General features: G+C 62.2%; 19 protein-coding genes. 12 read left to right on the top strand and 7 right to left on the bottom strand.

Annotation, left to right across the window (positions count from 1 at the left end):
* Nucleotides 1–46 precede the first annotated feature (46 nt).
* Genes OH720_RS23345 through qhpG form a run of 4 tightly spaced genes read left to right on the top strand, consistent with a single transcriptional unit; the run spans nt 47 to nt 5628 of the window.
* Nucleotides 47–1951, top strand: a complete 1905-nt coding sequence (locus OH720_RS23345; protein WP_272603078.1) for a sigma-54-dependent Fis family transcriptional regulator — start codon at nt 47–49, stop codon at nt 1949–1951.
* Nucleotides 1951–3669, top strand: coding sequence for an ABC transporter ATP-binding protein (locus tag OH720_RS23340; RefSeq protein WP_272606507.1), 1719 nt, complete (start codon nt 1951–1953; stop codon nt 3667–3669). The genes OH720_RS23345 and OH720_RS23340 overlap by 1 nt, the downstream gene beginning before the upstream one ends.
* Nucleotides 3659–4336, top strand: a complete 678-nt coding sequence (qhpE, locus tag OH720_RS23335) for a subtilisin-like serine protease QhpE (RefSeq protein WP_272603077.1) — start codon at nt 3659–3661, stop codon at nt 4334–4336. The genes OH720_RS23340 and qhpE overlap by 11 nt, the downstream gene beginning before the upstream one ends.
* A complete protein-coding gene (gene qhpG, locus OH720_RS23330) occupies nt 4333–5628 on the top strand; it encodes a flavin-dependent monooxygenase QhpG (RefSeq protein WP_272603076.1) in 1296 nt (431 codons plus the stop codon). Before qhpE ends, qhpG begins: the two co-directional genes overlap by 4 nt.
* Nucleotides 5629–5750: 122 nt before the next feature.
* On the opposite strand, the gene OH720_RS23325 is transcribed toward qhpG, so the two are convergent.
* On the bottom strand, nt 5751–7241 hold the full coding sequence (locus OH720_RS23325; RefSeq protein WP_272603075.1) for an aldehyde dehydrogenase family protein: 1491 nt from the start codon (nt 7239–7241) through the stop codon (nt 5751–5753).
* Between the two features lie 514 nt (nt 7242–7755).
* Here OH720_RS23325 and peaA point away from each other — a divergent pair.
* The 4 genes from peaA (at nt 7756) to peaD (ending at nt 12317) form a co-directional block, all read left to right on the top strand.
* On the top strand, nt 7756–9336 hold the full coding sequence (gene peaA / locus OH720_RS23320; RefSeq protein WP_272603074.1) for a quinohemoprotein amine dehydrogenase subunit alpha: 1581 nt from the start codon (nt 7756–7758) through the stop codon (nt 9334–9336).
* Nucleotides 9337–9418: 82 nt separating this feature from the next.
* Nucleotides 9419–10849 carry a quinohemoprotein amine dehydrogenase maturation protein gene (gene peaB, locus OH720_RS23315; RefSeq protein ID WP_008056152.1) on the top strand — a complete coding sequence of 477 codons (1431 nt, stop codon included), beginning with the start codon at nt 9419–9421 and terminating at the stop codon, nt 10847–10849.
* A gap of 1 nt (nt 10850) precedes the next feature.
* Nucleotides 10851–11174: a quinohemoprotein amine dehydrogenase subunit gamma gene (gene qhpC / locus OH720_RS23310; RefSeq protein ID WP_008016081.1), complete on the top strand. Its 324-nt coding sequence runs from the start codon at nt 10851–10853 to the stop codon at nt 11172–11174.
* A gap of 24 nt (nt 11175–11198) precedes the next feature.
* Nucleotides 11199–12317, top strand: a complete 1119-nt coding sequence (peaD, locus tag OH720_RS23305) for a quinohemoprotein amine dehydrogenase subunit beta (RefSeq protein ID WP_272603073.1) — start codon at nt 11199–11201, stop codon at nt 12315–12317.
* A gap of 106 nt (nt 12318–12423) precedes the next feature.
* Here peaD and OH720_RS23300 read toward each other — a convergent pair whose 3' ends face one another.
* Entirely contained in the window at nt 12424–12825 is a 402-nt protein-coding gene (locus OH720_RS23300) for a lysozyme inhibitor LprI family protein (protein ID WP_272603072.1), read from the bottom strand.
* Between the two features lie 146 nt (nt 12826–12971).
* On the opposite strand from OH720_RS23300, the gene OH720_RS23295 reads away from it, so the two are divergent.
* A complete protein-coding gene (locus tag OH720_RS23295) occupies nt 12972–13460 on the top strand; it encodes an SRPBCC family protein (RefSeq protein ID WP_272603071.1) in 489 nt (162 codons plus the stop codon).
* Nucleotides 13461–13759: 299 nt separating this feature from the next.
* Here OH720_RS23295 and inhA read toward each other — a convergent pair whose 3' ends face one another.
* Nucleotides 13760–14440 carry an isonitrile hydratase gene (gene inhA, locus OH720_RS23290; protein WP_272603070.1) on the bottom strand — a complete coding sequence of 227 codons (681 nt, stop codon included), beginning with the start codon at nt 14438–14440 and terminating at the stop codon, nt 13760–13762.
* Between the two features lie 89 nt (nt 14441–14529).
* Between inhA and OH720_RS23285 the strand changes: the two genes are divergently transcribed.
* Nucleotides 14530–15513, top strand: coding sequence for a GlxA family transcriptional regulator (locus OH720_RS23285; protein WP_272603069.1), 984 nt, complete (start codon nt 14530–14532; stop codon nt 15511–15513).
* Here OH720_RS23285 and OH720_RS23280 read toward each other — a convergent pair.
* The 4 genes from OH720_RS23280 to OH720_RS23265 all read right to left on the bottom strand — a co-directional run bounded on the left by OH720_RS23280 (nt 15482) and on the right by OH720_RS23265 (nt 19502).
* On the bottom strand, nt 15482–16384 hold the full coding sequence (locus OH720_RS23280; RefSeq protein ID WP_272603068.1) for an alpha/beta fold hydrolase: 903 nt from the start codon (nt 16382–16384) through the stop codon (nt 15482–15484). The two genes, OH720_RS23285 and OH720_RS23280, sit on opposite strands and share 32 nt — an antisense overlap.
* Nucleotides 16385–16408: 24 nt before the next feature.
* Nucleotides 16409–17041 carry a BRCT domain-containing protein gene (locus OH720_RS23275; RefSeq protein ID WP_272603067.1) on the bottom strand — a complete coding sequence of 211 codons (633 nt, stop codon included), beginning with the start codon at nt 17039–17041 and terminating at the stop codon, nt 16409–16411.
* 10 nt (nt 17042–17051) lie between these two features.
* Nucleotides 17052–17441 carry a hypothetical protein gene (locus tag OH720_RS23270; protein ID WP_272603066.1) on the bottom strand — a complete coding sequence of 130 codons (390 nt, stop codon included), beginning with the start codon at nt 17439–17441 and terminating at the stop codon, nt 17052–17054.
* A gap of 234 nt (nt 17442–17675) precedes the next feature.
* Nucleotides 17676–19502 carry a glycoside hydrolase family 15 protein gene (locus tag OH720_RS23265; protein WP_272603065.1) on the bottom strand — a complete coding sequence of 609 codons (1827 nt, stop codon included), beginning with the start codon at nt 19500–19502 and terminating at the stop codon, nt 17676–17678.
* 247 nt (nt 19503–19749) lie between these two features.
* Between OH720_RS23265 and OH720_RS23260 the strand changes: the two genes are divergently transcribed.
* Together OH720_RS23260 and OH720_RS23255 are read left to right on the top strand one after the other, a co-directional pair.
* Nucleotides 19750–20922, top strand: coding sequence for an MFS transporter (locus OH720_RS23260; RefSeq protein WP_272603064.1), 1173 nt, complete (start codon nt 19750–19752; stop codon nt 20920–20922).
* Nucleotides 20923–21107: 185 nt separating this feature from the next.
* Nucleotides 21108–21842: a thioesterase II family protein gene (locus OH720_RS23255; protein WP_272603063.1), complete on the top strand. Its 735-nt coding sequence runs from the start codon at nt 21108–21110 to the stop codon at nt 21840–21842.
* Nucleotides 21843–22001 lie beyond the last annotated feature (159 nt).

The following is a 22001-nucleotide window of genomic DNA, read 5'->3' as shown; positions in this document are numbered from 1 at the left end:
CCGACATATAAAGTAACGGCGCAGGGCGGACGACCCGGAGCGCTTGATGACGCTAATAAAAACAAACTCCCCCAAATTGCACCGCGAAGCCCGGCTGGCCCGGGAAAAACTGCATCTGGAAGGCGAAGTCCCGGATGGCGTCCTGCGCGCGGAAATCGATGCCTCCTGGCGGCGCAGCCTCAGCCATGGTGTGCATTTCAATGCCAAGCATGAGCTGGCGCTGGAATCGAGAACCAGCGTCGACGTGTTGCTGGCGAGCAATCGCCTGCTGATCGATGCGGCGTTGCCGGCGATCGATTACCTGGCCGAACGCCAGGGCAAGGAAGGGCTGATCATCCTCGCCAACTCCGACGCCACCATCCTCGCCGTCGAAGGTCGCGCCGACCGCCTCAAGGGCAGTGGCCTGCAAGACATTACCCTCGGCGCCTGCTGGAGCGAAGCTGCGCGCGGCACCAACGCCCTCGGCACTGCACTGATCGAAGCCCGGCCAACCCTGATCGATTGCGGCGAGCACTACCTGGATCGCCTCAGTGATTTTTCCTGCACCTCGGTGCCGATCCGTTGCCCCCAGGGCGACATCCTCGGCGTCCTCGACCTGACCCGCGAAGGCCCGCTGGGCCGCGCCCACGACAGCACCGCGCTGCTGGCCATGGCCGTCAGCCAGATCGAAAGCCGGGTGTTCAACGCCAGCTATCCGGACGAAATCGTCCTGGCGTTCCACAGTCGCCGCCAGTACCTCGAATCGCCGTGGCAGGGCCTGCTGGCGGTGAGCCTGGGCGGGCAGATCCTCGCGGTCAGCGCCCAGGCCTGTCAGTTGTTGCATGCCGAGCGTTCGGCGCTGGTGGGTCGGCGCTGCGAAGAGTTTCTCGGCGTCGATGGCCTGCAATTGCTGGCACGCCTGCACCAGGGCGGCGTCGGCAGCCTGCAGACCGCCAAAGGCGAATTCTTCTACAAGACCCTGCGCGCGCCGCAGCGAACCCTCAACGTCGGAACTGCGCCACGCAGCTCGGCAAAAACCGCGAAGGCACAACCGGACCTTGAGTCCCTGGCCGGCAGCAATGCCCGTTATGCCCGTGCCCTGCGCATGGCCCGACAAGGCCTGGCCAACCAGTTGCCGGTATTGCTGCTGGGTGAAACCGGCACCGGTAAAGAAGTCATCGCCCGCGCCCTGCACATGGCCGGCAGCCGCTGCGACAAACCTTTCGTAGCGGTCAACTGCGCGGCGATCCCCGAAGGCCTGATCGAGTCGGAGCTGTTCGGCTACCGCGAGGGCGCGTTCACCGGTTCGCGCCGGGGCGGGATGGTCGGACGCCTGCAACAGGCCCATGGCGGCACCTTGTTTCTCGATGAAATCGGCGACATGCCGCTGGCCTTGCAGGCCCGCCTGCTGCGCGTGCTCCAGGACCGCAAGGTGGCGCCACTGGGCGCCGGTGAAGAGCAGGACATCGACGTCGCCCTGATCTGCGCGACCCACCGCGACCTCAAGCGCCTGGTGCAGGACAAGCACTTTCGCGAGGACCTGTTCTACCGGGTCAACGGCATCAGCGTGATGCTCCCGGCGCTGCGCGAACGCGAGGATTTCAGTGCGCTGGTCGGCCGACTGCTGGCCAGGCTCGACGCACCGAACGTGGTCCTGCACGACGACTTGAACCGCTTGCTCGAGGGCTATCACTGGCCAGGCAACATCCGGCAGCTGGAGATGGTCCTGCGCACCGCGCTGGCCATGCGAGAAGCGGGGGAGACTGTGCTCACCCTCGACCACTTGCCCGACAGCATGCTCGACGAGCTCCACGCCGGCGAACGGCCCCAGGCCGGCAGTATCCGGGAAAACGAACTGGAGATGATCCGCCAGTCCCTGGACAGCCACCAGGGCAACGTCTCGGCCGCCGCCGACGCCCTGGGCATCAGCCGCGCGACCCTGTATCGCAAGCTCAAGCAGCTGCGCCCGTGATGCAGCGCCTGATCGTGCGGCTGATCGACAGCCAGAACCCCGAGGCCCTGCAAGTCGCGTTGCGCTGGCTGTACAGCTTCGTGCGCCCGCACCGCCTGGCGATTGCCGGGCTGCTGGGCCTGTCGGTCTGCGCCTCGGCGTTGGTCCTGGTGCAGCCGTGGCTGACCAAGTTGCTGATCGACGACGGCCTGCTGGCGCGCAACTTCCCGATGCTGGTGCTGATCGCCGGGCTGATGATCGTCGCCGGATTGCTCGGCACGGCGTTGTCCGGGATCAATCGTTACCTGCACACGCGCTTGTCCGGGCGCATGCTGTTTGCCTTGCGCGATGATCTGTATCGGCATTTGCAGACCCTGTCGCCGAGCTTCTACGGCCAGCGGCGCATCGGCGACCTGATGTCGCGACTCGATGGCGACGTGGCGGAAATCCAGCGCTTTGCCGTGGATTCGTTGTTCTCGGCGGTGTCCAGCGTGATCGGCCTGGTGGTTGCCGTGGCCATGCTGCTGACGCTGTCATGGAAGCTGTCGCTGCTGGCGTTGGTGCTGATTCCCCTCGACGTGCTCTGGCTGCGCTGGATGCGGCGCAAGGTCGAGCGCGATGTGCGGCAGTTGCGTGAACGCTCGGCGGACATGTCGTCGTTCATGGTCGAGACGCTGCCGGTGATGAAGTTCATCCAGTCCGCCGGCCAGCAACAACGCGAGGCGCGGCGACTGGAGAGTCTGGGCCAGGGCTACATGAGCCAGTTGCTGCGCCTGCAGGTCACCGAGTTTTTCACCCAGGCCGTCCCGGGCACGCTGACTTCGTTGTCGCGCGCCTGTGCGTTCCTGATTGGCGGATATTGGGTAGTGCAGGGCACCTGGCAATTGGGTGCGCTGATTGCGTTTTCCACTTACCTGGGCATGGCCGTCGGGCCGGTGCAGAGTCTGCTTGGGCTGTATGTGGCGATTCAGCGCATGACCGTCAGCCTCGGACGGGTGATGGAGTTGCGCGGCGAAGAAGCAACCGTCCTGACCCCCGAAGCACCGAAAGCGATGCCGAGCTCTGGCGAGCTGCGCTTCGATGACGTGCACTTCAGCCATCCCGGTCGCCCGACCACCCTGCGTGGCATCGAGGCGCGGATTCCCTACGGTTTGAAAGTCGCCCTGAGCGGTGGCTCCGGAGTCGGCAAATCAACCTTGATCGATTTGCTGCAACGCCACCACGACCCGCAATCCGGGCGGGTGCTGCTAGGGGACGTGGATGTGCGTGAACTCGACCTGTTCGAGTTGCGTCGGCGCATTGCCGTGGTCAGCCAGGACATCGTGCTGTTTCGCGGCAGCCTGGCCGACAACCTGGCCTATGCCGTGCCGGACGCCAGCCGTGAAGCAATCGCCGAAGTCGCGCGGCTGGCGCAACTCGACAGCCTGATCGCGACCCTGCCCGAGGGCCTCGACAGCCCGTTGGGAGAGCGCGGCCAGCAGTTGTCCGGCGGGCAGAAACAACGCATCGCCATTGCCCGCGCCTTGTTGCAGGACCCATTGATCCTGGTGCTCGATGAGGCCACTTCGGCGGTGGACGAAGCCACCGAGCGCGAAGTGATCGAGGCCATCGACCGGCTGTTTGCGGGACGCACGCGCATCCTCATCAGCCATCGCCCCTCGACCCTGGCCGATGCCGACCTGCGCTTTGAATTGCTCGACGGTGTATTGATTTCGAAAACGGTGTTGCATGAGGCCTGAGTTGAAGATTGGCGTGGTGGACAGTGGTCACTCGACGGCACAGCGGGTGCAAGTCGTCGCCGGCCGACGTTTTTCCCTGGTGGAAGATGGCCTGGTTGAAAGCGACTTGCGCGATGATCCGCTGGGCCATGGCAGCGCGGTGATCGAAGCCATCGGCCGGCGTGCACCTTCGGCCCTGTTTTGCGTGGCACAAGTGTTCGACCGGCGCGGGGTGACCAGCGCCTTGCAGATCGCCACGGCCATCGACTGGCTGGTGGCGCAGGACGTGCGCTTGATCAATTTGAGCCTGGGCTTGCGTCAGGATCGCAGCTTGTTGCGTAGCGCCTGCGCGGCGGCGGTGGAGCGGGGCGTGCTGCTGTGCGCTTCCAGCCCGGCCCAGGGCGAAGGCGTGTTTCCGGCGAATTACCCACAGGTGCTGCGGGTGACCGGCGATGCGCGCTGCGCCGAACTCGAATGGTCATGGCTCGACAGTGCCCAGGCGGATTTCGCCGCGTGCGTGCACGGCACTTATCCGGGACAGTCTGGCGCCAGTCTCGGTTGTGCGGCTTTAAGCGGGCACATCGCGGCCTTTCTGGAGGCACAGCCTGGGGCGAGCAACGAGCAGATCATTGAGTATTTGCAGAAAAACGCCCGGTATCGCGGCCCCGAACGGCGTTCAGGGCCATGACCGCAATGGTAGTCTTGGGCGCCGGGCCCGCAGGCGCGGCGGTAGCCCTGGGGCTGCGGCGCCTGGGGTATGCGGTCACGCTGGTCAGCGAATGGCGGCGCTTTGCAGCCCTCGAAGGCGTTTCCCAACGGGTGCTGGAGGCGTTGCGTGGCGCCGGGCTGCATGAGGCGCTGGCGCAGGCGACGTTGCCCTCTCAGCGGCAAGTGAACTGGAATGGCCAGCAGCACGCGCAGAACGTCGAGTTCCTGCTCGACCGTCCGACTTTCGATCGCGGCCTGCGCGAAGCGTTGCGCCTGGCGGGCGTCGAGCTGATCGAGGGCCGGGTGTTGTCGGTTCAGGCACTCGCGAGCGGTCATCGAATCGAGATGGACGGTGGCCAGGCAGTGGTTGCGGACTTTCTGGTGGAAGCCCGTGGCCGCCAGGCACCCGCCCTCGGCAAAGGCTTGCGCGGGCCGGAGACCGTCAGCCTGCTCAATCGCTGGCAAGGCGCGCCGGGCACCACCGCCAGCGCCGTGGAAAGCCTTGAGGACGGCTGGGCCTGGATGGCGCGACGGGCCGACGGCCAGTGTTATTGGCAATGGACCGTAGACGTGGCCAGCGCCGCTCTGCCGGGCAAGGCCCAACTGCTCGAGTACTGTCGACAGCGGCGCCAGGCATCGTCGTTCGCCCAGGCGTTTTTCGGCGAAGACCCCGAGGTCGATTTGCAGCTGCACGCCCGCAGCAGCACGGCGATTCTCAGCCCGCAGGTGTGCGGCGACAACTGGATTCGGGTCGGTGATGCGGCGATGGCGGTCGACCCGTTGTCGGGCAACGGCATCTTTCAATCCCTGTCCTCGGCGCTGCAGGCGCCGACGGTGATCAACACCTTGTTGCGCAAACCCGAGCGCGCGGCGCTGGCCCGGCGGTTTCATCAGCAGCGGGTGGAGCAGCTATTCCTGCGGTTCGCGCGCATTGGCCGGGATTTTTATGCCGATGAGCAGCGTTGGGTTGATCAACCGTTCTGGCAGGCACGGCGGCAATGGCCGGATGCCGAGGTGGCCCATGCCGAGGCGGATTTCAATGCGCTGAAAATCGAGCGGGCACCGGTGCTACGTGACGGGTTTGTCGATGAGGCCGAGGTGGTGATCACGGCGGATCAGCCGTTGGGGATCTGGCATGTGCAGGGGGTGGAGTTGGCGCCGTTGGTGCGGCGGTTGCGAACCGAGCCGGCTGAGCAGGCGCTGGCTGGATTGACTGAAGAGCAGGGAAGGATGGTCAGGAGTTGGTTGTTGGCTCAGGGTTTCAAGCCCTGAGCTTTGTGTTGTTAATTCTGGCCTCATCGCGAGCAGGCTCGCTCCCACAGTAGTTTTGTGTCGATCACAAATCCCTGTGGGAGCGAGCCTGCTCGCGATGGCGGTCTATTGGTCGCCGCAAATTACAACTTGATCAACACCGACTTCAACTCGGTGTAATGCTCGATCGCCGCATACCCCATCTCGCGCCCGACCCCCGACATCTTGTAGCCACCAAAAGGCAACGCCGGATCCAGGGCACTGTGGCAGTTGACCCACACTGAACCGGACTTGATCCGCGGGATCATCCGGTGCACCGCCGCCAGGTCATTGGACCAGATGCTCGCGCCCAGCCCATAAGGGCTGTCATTGGCCATGCGCAGCGCATCGGCTTCGTCATCGAAGGGAATCGCCACCAGCACCGGGCCGAAGATTTCTTCCTGCACCAGCGAATGTTTTTGATCGACGTCGACGATCACCGTCGGCTTGACGAAAAAGCCCGGCCCGAACTGCTCGCCACCGCAGGCGATGGTCGCGCCGCTTTCGCGACCCTTTTCGATGTAGCCGTAGACCCGCGCCTGCTGGCGCGCGGAAATCAACGGGCCCATCTCGACGCTTGGGTCCAGGCCATTACCCAGTTTCATGGCGTTGGCGATATCGCTGATGTCCGCCACCACATTGTCGAAATGCTTGCGCTGCACATACAGGCGCGAGCCGGCGCAGCAGACCTGGCCCTGGTTGAAGAAAATCGCGCTGGCGGCACCGGCGGCCGCGGTTTTCAAGTCGGCATCGGCCATCACGATGGTCGGCGATTTGCCGCCCAGTTCCAGGGTGACCCGGGTCATGGAATCCATGGCGATCTTGCCGATCTGCTTGCCCACGGCGGTGGAGCCGGTGAAGGTCAGCTTGTCCACCAGCGGGTTTTGAGTCAGTGCGGAGCCTGCGGTGATGCCGGTGCCGGTGACCACGTTGAACACGCCCTCGGGGTAACCGGCCTCAAGGACCAGCTCGGCGAGTTTCAATGCGGTGAGCGGGGTTTCGTCGGCGGGCTTGAGCACCACGGTGCAACCGGTGGCCAGGGCCGGGCCGAGTTTCCAGCAGGCCAGCAGCAGCGGGAAGTTCCAGGCGACGATGGCGCCGACCACACCCACCGCTTCGCGACGGATGAAACTGTGGAACTGGTCGTTGGGCATCAGCGGCGCTGACACGTCGACCGTGGAGCCTTCGATCTTGGTCGCCCAACCGGCCATGTAGCGCAGGAAGTCGATGGACAACTGCACGTCCATCACTTGCGCCACGGCGGCGCTTTTGCCGTTGTTCAGGCATTCCAGCTGCGCCAGCAGTTCGGCATCGCGCTGCATCAGGTCGGCCAGCTTCCACAACAGGTTCTGCCGCTCCCGGGGACGGGTGCGAGTCCAGGCCGAGTCATCGAACGCCTGGCGGGCGGCGAGGACGGCGCGGTCGACATCTTCCGGTGTGGCCCGTGGCACCACGCACAGCACTTCGCCGGTGGCGGGGTTGTGCAAGGGCATGGTCTGGCTGTCGGCGGCCTCGACCCAGTCGCCACCGATGAGCATGCGCGGGGCGCGCTGGATAAAGGCCGAAGTGGCGGGAAGCAGGTTGGGAAGCGACATGATGAAACCTCGTCTTGTTCGTGTGCCGAGGTCTTTCGCAATGGCTGTGCCAGAAGCGTTTTTTTGCGGCGAGGGCTTGATTCGACGGGTTTGGCGGCCCTTTTCCTAATCGCAATGACATCGACAAACGTCGCAATTTGCGACGGCGTGAGACATCCGCAACACCCCCTCTGTAGGAGCGAGGCTTGCCCGCGAAGAACGATAACGCGGTTCTACTGATAAACCGCGGTGACTGCTTCGCGGGTAAGCCTCGCTCCTACAGAGATCTATGCTTGTCTCAGAGTGCAACAGATGTCGCGATATTAGACGCGGGACGTCAGGTTTAGCAGTCGCCAATCACCCTGTATTTCACCTAAACGATTGATAAAAAACACTATTCGTAAGCTGGCACGCTCCGTGTATTGCTCATCGCAGACGTTTCTCCTGCCTCCGTCAGCGGCTTGCCGCCGGCGGCAGAAACCCAAAAAACGATAAGCCACAAAAATAAGAAAGCACCGTGCGAGGTTCGACGTTGATGAAGAGAAAACTCCGATCAGGCCTGAGTGCCAGTCTGCTGGCCGTGGCCGCTTGTGTGGCGCTGCATTCGCCTTACAGCCTGGCAGCCCGCGACGCCCAGACCATCCTCAAGGAAACCTGTCAGGGCTGTCATACCCCCGAAGCTGATAACGCCCTGAGCCGCATCAGCCACCAGCGCAAGACGCCGGAAGGCTGGCTGATGAGCATCGCGCGGATGCAGACCATGCACGGCCTGCAGATCAGCGATGAGGATCGCCGCACGCTGGTTAAATACCTGGCCGACACCCAGGGCCTGGCGCCGAGCGAAACCGATGGCGTGCGTTATGCGCTGGAGCGCCGGCTCAACACTGTCGAGCAGTTCGACGACCAGCACAGCCAGATGTGCGGCCGCTGCCACTCCGGTGCGCGGGTCGCCCTGCAACGGCGTCCGGCGCAGGAGTGGGAGCGTCTGGTGAACTTCCACCTCGGCCAATGGCCGTCCCTGGAATACCAGGCACTGTCCCGCGACCGCGACTGGTTCGATCTGGCCCGCAAAGAGATGGTGCCGCTGTTGGCCAAGCGCTACCCGCTGGACAACCCGGCCTGGAAAAAATGGCTTGGCACGGCGCCCAAAAGCGAGGCGCTGGTGGGTGACTGGAGCTTCAGCGGTCACTTGCCGGGCAAAGGCGAACTGGCCGGCGTCATGAGCGTAAGCGCCGACGGCAGCGACACCTTCAAGGTCAGCGTCAAAGGCCAATACGCCGATGGCACGCCGTTCAACGGCGACGGCAGCGCGATTCTCTATACCGGCTACGAATGGCGCGGCAATGTCAGCATCGACGGCGTGACCATGCGCCAGGTGTTCGCCGCCCAAGGCAACGCGATGCAGGGCCGGATGTTCGAGGCCGAGCACGATGAACGCGGTCTGGACTTCGTCGCCGCCAAGCAGGGTTCCCAGCGCTTGCTGGCGGTGCAGCCGGGTTATGTGAAGGCCGGCAGCGAAAGCGAAGTCACCCTGATCGGCAGCGGCCTGAGCGGCAAGCCGAACTTCGGCAAAGGCGTGGAAGTGCTCGAAGTCGTCGAGCAGAGCCCGGAGCGAATCAAGGTCAAAATCAAGGCCGCCGCCAATGCCCAGCCGGGCTTGCACGCGGTCACCGTCGGCACGCTAAAAGGCCCGAGCCTGTCGGTCTACAGCAAGATCGACCAGGTCAAGGTCGTGCCGGAATTCTCGGTGGCGCGGATCGGCGAGGGCGGTGGTTCGACACCGAAAGTCCAGGGCCGTTTCGATGCCGAAGCCTGGGGCAAGGGCGCTGACGGCAAGCCGTATCGCATCGGCGTGTTCCCGGCGCAGTGGAAGGTCGAGGCCTTCGATGACCGTGCCAAGGAAGATGAAGACGTCAAGTTCGCCGGCACCATGCAGGCCGACGCGGGCGTGTTCACCCCGGGCGATGCCGGGCCGAACCCGGCGCGCAAAATGTCCACCAACAATGCCGGCAACCTCAAGGTGATCGCCGCCGTCGACGACGCAGGGAAATCCCTGACCGGCGAAGGCCACATGATCGTGACCGTGCAACGCTGGAACAATCCACCCATTCCATGAGTGAACTGAACGCCAGAGCTTCAGACACTTTTTCGGAATGATCGCAAGCCCCTGAAACCGGGGCCTGCACAGGAGGTTGGCAATGGGCGCTATCTTGAATCTGGTCGAACGCAACCTGCACGAAGTGCAGGTCGATGCCGACCGCATGCTGTTTCACATCCCCAGCAGTTCGCTGTTCGCCAGCGATGAACTGACGGGCACCATCATCGATACCTTGCGCGGCCCGGGCTGTTCGTCGGACGACCTGATCCAGCGCCTCGCCGCGCGTTTCAACGGCGAGGAAATCACCGAGACCCTGCGCGAGCTGATGGCCCTGGAACTGGTCAGCGACGGCTCGCCGCTGACCCCGGACATCGCCACCAAGCGGGTCGAGCGCACGGCGATCAACACCGTGGTGCTCAACGTCAACACCGGCTGCAACCTGAGCTGCACGTATTGCTACAAGGAAGACCTCGACAAGCCGTCGGCGGGCAAGAAGATGGATGTCGAAACGGCGATTGCTTCGGTGGAAATGCTGCTGCGCGAGTCGCCGGACGAAGAGCGTTTCACCGTGGTGTTCTTCGGCGGCGAACCGCTGAGCAACCGCAAGCTGATCGAGTACATGGTCGACTACTGCGAGAAGCGTTTTCGCGAGGCCGGCAAATTCGTCGAGTTCGTCATGACCACCAACGCCACGCTGCTCACCGAAGAGACCGTGGACTACCTCAACGCCCACCGCTTTGGCTTGTCGGTGAGCATCGACGGGCCGAAAACCGTGCACGACCGCAACCGCATCACCGTGGGCGGGCAGGGCACCTACGACGTGGTGCGGCGCAAGGCCGAGATGCTGCTGTCGCGCTACAACAGCCGTCCGGTCGGCGCGCGGGTTACCCTGACCACCGGCGTCACCGACGTCGAAACCATCTGGGATCACCTGTTCAATGAACTGGGTTTCGCCGAAGTCGGCTTTGCCCCGGTGACCTCCGGCGACATCAGCAGCTTCAACCTCACCAGCGATGAACTGGTGCAGGTGTTCGCCAACATGAAGGCCCTGGGTCGGCGTTATCTGGAAGCCGCTTTGGAGCACCGCAACATCGGTTTCTCCAACCTGCACCAGCTGATCACCGACATCCACGAAGGCCACAAGAAAGCCCTGCCATGCGGCGCGGGCCTGAAGATGCTGGCGGTGGATCACAAGGGTGAGCTGAACCTTTGCCACCGCTTCACCGGTTCGAGCCTGCCGACCTTCGGCAACGTGCACAGCGGCGTGAAACAGGTGGAGTTGAACGACTTCCTGTCCCAGCGCCTGGACCGCACCAACACCGGCTGCGAAGACTGCCAGATCCGCAACCTGTGCTCCGGCGGCTGCTACCACGAGAGCTACGCCCGCTACGGCGACCCGACGCACCCGACCTATCACTACTGCGAATTGATGCGTGACTGGGTCGACTTCGGCATCGAGGTCTACACCCGGATCATGGCCAATAACCCTGCGTTCATCAGCAGCTACATCACTCCGCGCAAGGCTCACTGATATGAAACATCTCAAGGCAATCAATAACAAAGCGTTGAAGCTGGATCAGGCCGCGGATGAAAACCGCATTGAAGAAGTGGTCGCCATGAGCTCCGTGGCGGGCTGTGCCTCGACCACCGACCCGGGCTGGGAAATCGATGCGTTTGGCGGTGTGTCGTCGCTGTGCCAGCCGATGGAAGCTGACCTGTATGGCTGCTCCGATCCGTGCTGGTGGCCGGCCCAGGTGCCGGACATGATGAGCACCTACCCGGACTGGAACAAGGATGCCCAGGCGTCCAACGACAACTGGCGAAACCTCGGCACTGTCTTCCCGAAAGACAAGTGATCAGATAACAAGAAGGATTCCAGCATGCACAGCATCAAAGCCTGCGGCCTGGCCGCGTTCGCCGTCCTGAGTACGTTTTCGCTCGCTGTTCTGGCCGATGAAAACACCGCGCTGCAAGACGGTCACGAATACATGTTGACCACCAATTACCCGAACAACCTGCACGTGATCGACCTGGCCACCGACACCTTGTACAAGACCTGCAAGATGCCCGACGCCTTCGGTCCTGGCAGCGTGCAATTGTCGCCGGACCGCAAGACCGCCTACGTGCTGAACAACCACTACGCGGATGTCTACGGCGTCGAGCTGGACAGCTGCAAGCAGGTGTTCCACGCCAGCATCACGCAAAAACCGGGAGAGAAAGCCAAGTCCATGTTCGCCTTCACCGTCAGCCATGACGGCAAGGAGCTGTACACCGTCGCCAATCCAACGCTGATGATGAACGATCGCTACGAAGTGCAGCAGCCACGGTTAGACGTGTACAAGACCGACGCCGGCATGGACGCCAAGCCGGTGCGCAGTTTTCCGGCGCCTCGCCAGCTGACCATCATGCAGAGCGGTGACGACGGCACGCTGTACGTGGCCGGGGCGGATATCTACAAGGTCAATGTGCAAACCGGCAAGTTCGACGTGCTGATCCCCAGCCGTCACTGGAAACGCCCAAACTACAGCGCGCCGGACGTGCTCTACGTGTGGAACCAGCAGACCTACCGGCATGATTTCTCGCTGCTCTACACCGCGGCGAAATTCAAGGACAAGAAGCAGGACCCGGCCACCGCGGAATATCTGTACGGCCTGTTCAGTGTCGACCTGAAGACCGGCAAGACCGAAACCACCGATTTCGGCCCCCTGACGGAGATCTACTTCAGCGGCATGCGCTCGCCCAAAGACCCGAACCTGATGTTTGGCGTGCTCAACCGCCTGGCCAAGTACGACATCAAGGAGAAGAAAATGCTCCAGGCGGCGACGCTTGATCACTCCTACTACTGCATTTCCTTCAACAAGGACGGCAGCAAGATCTACCTGGCCGGCACCTTCAACGATGTGGCGATCTTTGATGCCGACAGCTTGAAGCAGGTGGGCAAGATCAAGCTGCCGGGTGGGGATATGGCGATTACGACTGCGCAGATTTTTGTGCGGTAATTGCTGACGCCATCGCTGGCAAGCCAGCTCCCACAGGTATTGTGTACGACACGAATCTTGTGGGAGCTGGCTTGCCAGCGATGAGGCCCGCCAGAACACTATAAAATCAAACCCCCGGCACCGGACACCCCAAATCCCCCTCCTGGCACTTCAGGTAAGTCTTGAACGTCTCCACCCGCGCCTTGGTCAATTCGGTCACGCAATTGCCGTAGATCAGCGGATAAACACTCCCACCCTCTACCCCCGACGCTGAAAACTTGCACTCGGCATCGCGAAACGCAATCCACGAACGCTGCGCACCCACCAGCAGTTTCTTGCTGTCGGGATTGCCCTTCAAACGTGTAGTGATCTGCTGGTAAAGCGCATTCAACTCCTTGTCCGCCGCCGCATGCTGCTGCGCGGCGCACTGGTTCATCGTGACCTGGTCGCTGGCGTTGTCGCAGTCGGCGGCCTGGGCCAGGGGAGTGAACAGCAAAGGTGTCAGTACCAGAAGGAAGCGTGAGTACATGGGGAAGACTCGCTGTGACAGGGGAATTGGGGGCAGTGTAGCGATCCAAATGCTGCGATTTCGACAACGGACAGCGGCTTGATACAACTTTCGGGCTGGACATGTTGTCTTAGAGGCCTACTGTTGTTCATTACAGGAGGTGACGTATGAAACCAGTACCCAACAGTTTTGAACGCAAAATCATGCTCAAGTCGCCCCGCGCCCATGTGTGGCGCGCTTTGGTGGATGCCGAGGCGTTCGGTCAGTGGTTCGGCGTTGCGCTTGAAGGCCGGCGGTTCATCGCCGGCGAGTGGACGCAGGGGCAGGTTACGTATCCCGGTTATGAACATGTGTTGTGGAATGTGCTGGTCGAGCGGGTCGAGCCGCAACAGCTGTTTTCCTTTCGCTGGCACCCCTACGCGGTGAACCCCAAAATCGACTACTCCCAGGAGCCCACCACGCTGGTCAAGTTCGAACTGCAGGATTACGAAAACGGCACGTTGCTCAAGGTTTCCGAGTCAGGCTTCGCTCACATTCCCGACATACGCCAGAAGGAAGCGTATTACATGGACAGCCGTGGCTGGGAAGAGCAATTGAGCCGACTGGAACAATTTCTCGTCGAAAACGCCAAGGCCCGCGAGCGGGGGAATGAGTGAAGGCAGATCCCTGCTTAAACGCATCCCAGAGCGTTTGCGAAGGGCAGCTATAGCGAATATCTTACACGCGGTTACAACTATGTCCTCTGTTACATATTGGATCCGATGCGTATTCTGGCCCCATCCACTGAGACACAGGGAGTGCTCTCAGGATCATGGATGATCGACCATTTGCATGGAATGCTGACGACAGGGAGTTGTAATGGTCTTGGAAGAACCCGCTTCGGCGGGTTTTTTTGTGGGCGTCAGAAAACACCTGGCTGCTTGAACACGGGTTCGCGCAGCCAGTCATTCATTTGTCAGCCGAGTTTCGTCGCCGCCCGCTCGGTGATTTGCGCGCGCAGTTTCAATGAACTGGCGGCACGTTGGCGAGCTTCCTCCAGCACGCGGGCGGGCGCCGTTTTCGGGCTACCGGCCTGGAATGGCGGCGCAGGCGCGTATTCCAGTTGCAGTTGCACCAACTCAGCAGTGTCCTGATCGAACAGCTCAGCGGCCAGGGTCAGGGCAAAATCAATGCCTGCAGTAATCCCGCCACCGGTCAGCAGATTGCCGTCGCGCACCACCCGATCCGCCACCGCAATCGCCCCCAGCGGCGCCAGCAATTCGTGATATGCCCAGTGAGTGGTGGCGCGTTTACCCTTGAGCAGGCCCGCCGCACCGAGCACCAGCGCACCGGTGCACACCGACGTCACATAGCGCGCATTGGCGGCCTGGGCCTTGATGAACGCCAGCGTTGACTCATCCTCCATCAACGGCCCGACCCCGCTGCCACCGGGTACGCAAATCACATCCAGCGCCGGGCAGTCGTCGAAAGTCACGGTCGGCTTGAGCACCAGCCCGGTGCTGGCGGTGATGGGCATCAGGTCCTTCCAGATCAGATGCACCTTCACATCCGGCAGCGACGCCAGAACGTCGTAAGGGCCGGTAAGGTCGAGTTGCTGCACCTGTGGAAACAACAGAAAACCGATCTGCAAGGTCATGGTGTTTTTCTCCTGAAGTGGGTGGACGCCTTGACTGTAGGCGCCTAGGATTTGGCGTATGCGCCAATCACCCCACGAATTACGCCAACATGTCGAAAACCATTCACGTGCTTGCCTTCGCCAATGTGCAAGTGCTCGATGTCACCGGGCCGTTGCAGGTGTTTGCATCGGCCAATGACATCGCCCGCCAGCAAGGTTCGCCGCCACCGTATGCGCCGTCGGTGATAACCAGCAGCGGCGGGGCGGTGATGTCGTCGGCGGGCCTGGCGTTGCTGGCCGAACCCTTGCCCGAACAGGGCAGCGACACCTTGATCATCGCCGGCGGTTGGGGCGTCTATGCGGCGGCGCAGGACCCGTCACTGGTCAGTTGGGTACGTGAGCACGCGGCAACGTGCCGGCGGGTGGCATCGGTGTGCACCGGGGCGTTTTTGCTGGCGGCCAGCGGCTGGCTCGATGGCCGGCGCGTGGTCACCCACTGGACCCGCTGCGAACAGCTGGCTCAGCAACACCCGCGGCTGCAGGTCGAGCCCAATCCGATCTTCATCAATGATGGTCCGGTCTGGACCTCGGCCGGCGTCACCGCCGGTATCGACCTGGCGTTGGCGATGGTCGAAGCCGACCTCGGTCGGACCATGGCCCTGGAAGTGGCCCGGCAACTGGTGGTGTTCCTGAAACGCCCTGGCGGCCAGTCGCAATTCAGCGTGACCCTGTCTTTGCAGAAAGAAGGCAACCGCTTTGACGAACTTCACGCCTGGATCAGCGAAAACCTCAACAAGGACCTGGGCATTCCAGCCCTGGCCAACCAGGCCGGCATGAGCGAACGCAGCTTCGTGCGCCACTACCGCGCCGACACCGGCCAAACCCCGGCCCGGGCCATCGAACTGATCCGGGTCGAAACCGCACGACGCCTGCTCAGCGATACCGGCTTACCCATCAAACGGGTGGCCGTGCAATGCGGATTCGGCAGCGAAGAAACCCTGCGCCGCAGTTTTCTGCGAGCCATGGGGGTAACGCCGCAGGCTTATCGCGAGCGGTTTTCGGTCAGTGCTGCAGCAGATCCAGTAATGCCTTGAGCGTGGCCTCGGGCGCTTCTTCGGGAATGTTGTGCCCTACACCGGCCAGCACCCGGCGCTCGTAATGCCCGGTGAAGTGCTCGATGTCGTCGTCGATCTCGGGCGCCGGGCCCACGCCATCGTCGGCACCACACAGGGAAATCGTCGGCACGCTGATCAGTGGCTGTCGGGCCAGGGCTTCTTCCATCCACTCCAGCGCCGGATCGCCGGACGCATACATGAACCGGTGCCGGTACGAGTGAATCACCACTTCGACAAAATCCGGGTTGTCGAAGGCAGGCGCGCTCAGCGGGTACAGCTCAGGACCCTTGGCCCAGGTCGGCGACCACAATTTCCAGAGCAATTCACACAGGGCCCGGCGATTCTCCGTCAGGCCGGCGACGCCCCGTGGAGTGTGGAAATAGTACTGGTACCAGAGGCGATGCTCGGTTTCCGGGTCCAGTGGCCGGCTTGAATGGGGAATGTCCTGCAGGTTGTAACCATCCCCCGTCACCAGGCAACGAACCCGCTCCGGCCACAGCGCCGCCACGATGCACGCCGCCCGACCACCCCAGTCGTAGCCGCAAAGGGCCGCTTGCGGGATGCCAAGGACGTCCATCAGATCGAGCAAATCCTGGGCCAGGGCGGCTTGCTGACCGGAGCGCAGGGTGTCGGGGTTGTTGAAGCGGGTCGGGCCGTAGCCGCGCAGATAGGGGACGATCACGCGGTAGCCCTTTGAAGCGAGCCGTGGAGCGATTTCGTCGTAAGCGCGCGGGGAATAGGGGAAGCCATGGAGCAAAATGACTGGGTCGCCGGTGATGGGGCCGTGCTCCTCATAGGCGAGGTTCAGGCCAGGAGTCAGGACATGTTGTATCCGCACATCATTGTTCATTCGACACTCCCGGCTGAGTGGGTGTTATCCGAAAAGCACCCTTTGCCAATGATCTTCACTGATGATTGCAATGGGAACGCCACTTTCCCTCAGTTCAACGGCTTTTTTGATTTTTGTTCCATAGCTGCTGTGTAACCACTGATCGTTGCCGATACTGCCAACCACAAGATAATGGACTTTCTTGCTGACAGATCCACCGATCAATCCCCCACGTTCAACAATGAGTGATTCACAATCTTTGCGCGGGCCGTAAGCCATCACTCCGGTGAACAGGAAAACACGATCAGCCCAACTCAGATCGGGGGCGGGATTATCGAGAGGAAGGCTATTAGGAGTGGTACAGATTTGCTCCGAGCCCACGGGCAGGCCTGCGAACTGGTGGAGCATATCCAGTAGCTCGGCAGACTCGTCGGAGTCCAACACACCATCGCTCAGCATGCTTGCAAGGCGTTTATAGAGAATGTTCACGACGGGATCGCCGAGATGGCATAGATGAGTTTCGATCCATGACTTGAGAAACTCGGCTTCTTGCAGGTTGATTTTGCCGTCAGCGGCGAGCCCTGCAGCGATACCAACTAGTGCATCAGCCGATCTCCTGTCAATTCGTGCTTCGTGGAAAAAACCGCTGTTTTGAAACTCCTGATGTAAGTCGACCATGGTCCTCTCCTTAGACTTCCACTTCTGTTACCTGATTAAAGTATTTCGCCCTATCCGGTGTAAACGTCACCACCATCCCGGTCCGTGAACAGGTCAGCGATCGTTCTTCCTTCAAGTCCACATCCAGATCCTCCCCGCGCAAGCCCTGCCATTGGGCGAGGTATTTGAGGGAGCCGTATTTTTCGAGTTTTTTCAGGCTGCGGTTGACGCCACCTTTCCAGCCCAGCACCGGCAGTTCGCCGCAGAGGCATTGATAAGCGAGGTCGGGGAAGCGGGCGGCGCGCTGGCGGCCGACCTCCCAGCATTTGATCAGGCCCTTGTCGTGGGCGTCCCACAGTTCGTTGCGGTTCAGGCCGGTTCGAAGGGGGAGGTCGATGCTGCGGTGGATGCGCTGGGTCATTCTTTTTCCTTGAATTCGGGTTGTGTTGGACAGCTCCGCTGTGCCCGTTGAGCGCGATGTTAGGTGGGGATCCAACAGCTGGCAACAAGGTATTTCCGGGTGCTGGATTCATATTTTGTTTATGAAATGTAGGATGCTGGCTTACACAAAACCGTTGCCGGACGCCGAATTTGTAGGAGCCAGCGGTGCGGCGGTCCGACTTGCCGGCGAAAGCGCTTTCAAGGACGCCTTCGCCTACGGCTGCCAGTTACTCTTCTCCCCACTCAATTTGCGATCCAGAAAACACGCCGCGCTGATTAACGCCAGGTGCGTCAGCGCCTGTGGCGTGTTGCCCATGTGTCGCGCGCGGCTGTCGAATTCTTCGGCGTACAGCCCCAGCGGGTTGGCGTAGCGCAACAGTTGCTCGAATTCCAGATGGGCCTTTTCCACCTGGCCGGCGCGGGCCAGGCATTCGACGTACCAGAATGAGCAGGCGGCAAAGGCGCCTTCGGTGCCGGGCAGGCCGTCGATGTGTTGATCGTCGTTGTGGTAGCGGTAGACCATGCCGTCGCGCACCAGGTTTTTCTCGATGGCGTTGAGGGTCGCGAGCCAGCGCGGGTCCCTGGCGCTGACGAAACGCACCAGCGGCATCAGCAGCATCGAACCGTCGAGGCCGGTGCCGCCGATGTGCTGCACGAAGTGCCCGCGTTCGTCGTTCCAGAAGTTTTCCCAGATGTCGGTGTAGATCTCCTGGCGTGTCTGGTCCCAGCGGGCGAACGGCGCGGGGAGCGAGCGTTTCGAGGCGAGACGGATCGCCCGGTCCAGGGCGACCCAGCACATCAATCGCGAGTGCAGGAAGTGGTGCTGTTCGCCGCGCATTTCCCAGATGCCGACGTCCTCCTGCTGCCAGGTTTCGCACACCTGATCGACCACTTCCACGGTGTGCTTCCAGCCTTCGTGGGAAATCGCTTCGCCGTATTTGTTGACCAGGTACACCGCGTCCAGCAGTTCGCCGAAGATATCCAGCTGGACCTGCGCATACGCCAGGTTGCCGATGCGCACCGGCGTGGCGCCGCCGTGGCCGGACAGGTGCGAGAGCTCGATCTCCGGTAGTTCCTGGCGACCGTCGATGCCATACAGGATATTGAGTTTCATTGGTTGGCCACGACAGTCGCTGACGCGTCCGCGCAACCAGCGCATGTAGGCGTTGGCCTCTTCGGTGAAACCCAGGCGCATGAAGGCATAGACGGTGAAGGACGCGTCGCGGATCCAGGTGTAGCGGTAATCCCAGTTGCGTTCGCCGCCGAGGGTCTCGGGCAGGCCAAAGGTCGCCGCGGCGAGGATTGCGCCATGTTTGCGCGAAGTCAAAAGCTTCATGGCCAGGGCCGAGCGGTTGACCATTTCCCGCCAGCGTCCCCGGTAGTTGGACAGGCCGATCCAGTCGCGCCAGAACTTCAGCGTGCGTTCCAGGCATAGCGTGGCGCCTTTTTCCTTGAAGCGTGGATCGTCGATAGCGCCCAGCAGGAACTCGGCGGTCTGGTCCTGCTCCAGGGTGAATTCGGCGACGGCTGCCTGCCCGTCAACGCGCAACGGCTGGTCCGCCGCCAGGCGCAGGGACGGCTGATCCGCGGCCTCGAAGATCACGTCCTGTTCATCCAGGCGGGCGAGGGTGCGGACCCGCGCGTAGTCGTGACGCACGGCGCAGCGCATTTGAAACGTCGCTTGGCCGCTGACTACCCGGACCCGACGCATCAGCACCGGCAGGTTGTCTTCGGTGTCGCCGATGGGCAGCAGGTCGGTGATCTCCACCACGGCACGGTCACTGAGCCAGCGGGTTTGCAGCACGTTGGTGTCGGGCAGGTAGATTTGCTCGCGGCGAGCGTCCGGCAAGTCCGGGGACAGCTGGAAAATACCGGCCTCGGGGGTGTCCAGCAGCGAACAAAAAATCGACGGGCTGTCGAACTCCGGCCAGCAGAAAAAATCCACGCTGCCCTTGTCATTGACCAGCGCGGCGCTGCGCATGTCGCCGATGATGCCGTGGGCGTCGATGGGGCTTTGGCGTTCCGGGTGATGGTCGGGCATTGGCGCGGGGCTCCGGGTTACATCGAGGACCTTAATAGCTGACTGGTTTGAGCGGTTGAGAGTTCATTAATCTGGGATTGGGTGGTGGCTTTGCTGGCCCCTTCACGTGTAGCAGGTACACTGCGGCGTCTGGTTCGCCGGCAAGCCTGGCTCCTACAGGGGGCCTTCACATTCACCCAACAATTTGCTGCTTCCCCCTCGATCTGTCGTTATGGCAACTTGCAGGCCCTTATCGAGGCCGGACCCCATGGCAAATCCTTACCGCGAGCTGTTCAATGCCCCAGGCAGCAGAGCTTTCGTGCTGGCCGGGATGATCGCGCGCATGCCGATTTCCATGACTGGCATCGGCCTGATCACCATGCTGTCGCAATTGCAGGGCGGCTACGGCCTGGCCGGGGCGGTGGCGGCGACCTTTGCCCTGGCCACGGCATTTTGTGCGCCGCAGGTGTCGCGGCTGGTGGACCGGTTTGGCCAGCGCCGGATCCTGCCGGTGTCGGCGCTGATCGGGGGCGGGGCATTGTTGCTGGTGTTGCTCTGCACCCGGTTGCAGGCGCCGAACTGGACGTTGTTTGTGTTCGCCGCGATCGCCGGTTGCATGCCGAGCATGTCGGCGATGGTCCGGGCGCGCTGGACCGAGTTGTATCGCGGCCAGCCGCAACTGCAAACCGCCTATGCCCTGGAATCGGTGCTCGACGAAGTCTGCTTCATCGTCGGGCCACCGCTGTCGGTGGGTTTATGCGTGGTGGCGTTCCCCGAAGCCGGGCCGTTGGCGGCGTTGCTGATGCTGGCGATCGGGGTCACGGCTTTCGTGTTGCAACGCAGCACCGAGCCGCCGGTGCATGCCCATGAGGAACACCATCAAGGCTCGATCATCCGTTCCCGCGAGATTCAGTGGCTGATGCTGCTGATGGTCGCCATGGGCACCATCGTCGGGGTGGTGGATGTGGTCAGCGTGGCCTTTGCCCAGCACCAGGGCCAACCGGCCGCGGCGAGTATCGTGTTGTCGGTGTATGCGATCGGGTCGTGCCTGGCCGGATTGGCGTTCGGTGCGTTGCGTTCGAAAGTGCCGTTGCCGCGCCTGTTTCTTTACGGCGGGGTCGCGACGGCGGTGACGACCTTGCCGTTGCTGCTGGCGGCGAACATTCTCGGGTTGTCCCTGGCGGTGTTCGTCGCCGGGCTGTTTTTTGCGCCGACCCTGATTGTCGCCATGGCCCTGGTGGAGCAAATCGTGCCACCGGCCAAACTCACGGAAGGCCTGACCTGGCTGGTGACTGGGTTGAGCATCGGGGTGGCGATCGGTGCAGCGGGGTCGGGGTGGATGGTGGATGCGTTCGGGGCGCGCAGCGGGTTTTGGCTGGCGATTGCGGCGGGGGCGGTCGTCCTCGGTTCCGCGATCCAAAGCTATCGCCACCTGAAATGAAGTTCTAACTGTAGGAGCGAGCCTGCTCGCGATGGACGCATGGACGACACGGGCTGTCTGATGCCCCGCGTTATCGTTGACGTCCATCGCGAGCATTCGAGCGTCGACCGGCTGCTCCTACAGGGGACTAATTCTCTGCGTACCTCATCCGTTCTCCTATACAGACAACTTTCGAGGTAAGCCCGGTGACCCAGCTGACATTGCTGTGCCTGCCCTATTCGGGCGCGAGTGCCATGGTCTATAGCCGCTGGCGGCGTAAGCTGCCACAGTGGATCAAGCTGCAGCCCGTGGAGCTGCCAGGGCGCGGTGCCCGCTTTGGCGAACCCTTGCACACCGACATGCGCCGCCTGGCGCTGCAACTGGCGCAGGAACAAAAAACCACGCTCAAGGCGCCGTATGCCCTGTTCGGCCATAGCCTCGGCGCGTTGCTCGCCTGTGAAATGGCCCATGCGTTTCGCTCGCTTGGCTGTCCTGAGCCCGTCGCACTGTTCGCCTCGGGCACTGCCGCGCCGACTCTGCGCGAGGATTACGACCGTGGCTTCGCCGAGCCCAAGACCGATGCCGAATTGATCGAGCAACTGCGCACACTCAACGGCACCAGCGAAGAAGTGCTGGCCAACCAGGAGTTGATGAGCCTGACACTGCCGATCCTGCGCGCCGACTTCCAGTTGTGCGGGCGTTTCGAGCCGCTGCAGCGGCCGTTGCTCAAATGCCCGGTGCACGTGCTCGGCGGCAAGGCCGACCGCGCCACCAGCGAGCAGTTGATCGGTTGGCGCAAGGAAACCCACGGCAGCTTTTCCGTGGACATGCTCGCCGGCGGGCACTTCTTCATCCATGAGCATGAAGCCAAGGTGCTCAAGGTGATCAAGGATCAGCTTGAAGTTCATCATCGGCGGCATGCGATGGCCGCTGTGGGTTAACCCAATCTCAAACATCACCCCAATCCCTTTGGGAGCGGGCTTGCCCGCGATAGCGGTCTGTCAGTCAGCTATACGTTGAATGTGCCGCCGCCATCGCGGGCAAGCCCGCTCCCACAGTGTTTTTCATCGGCTTGCATTTCCGCATTCCAATTCCTTTCT

Source organism: Pseudomonas sp. WJP1, from assembly GCF_028471945.1.
GTDB lineage: Bacteria > Pseudomonadota > Gammaproteobacteria > Pseudomonadales > Pseudomonadaceae > Aquipseudomonas.
Note: the sequence above shows the minus strand (reverse complement) of the source record. Positions and strands in the feature narration are given on the sequence as shown.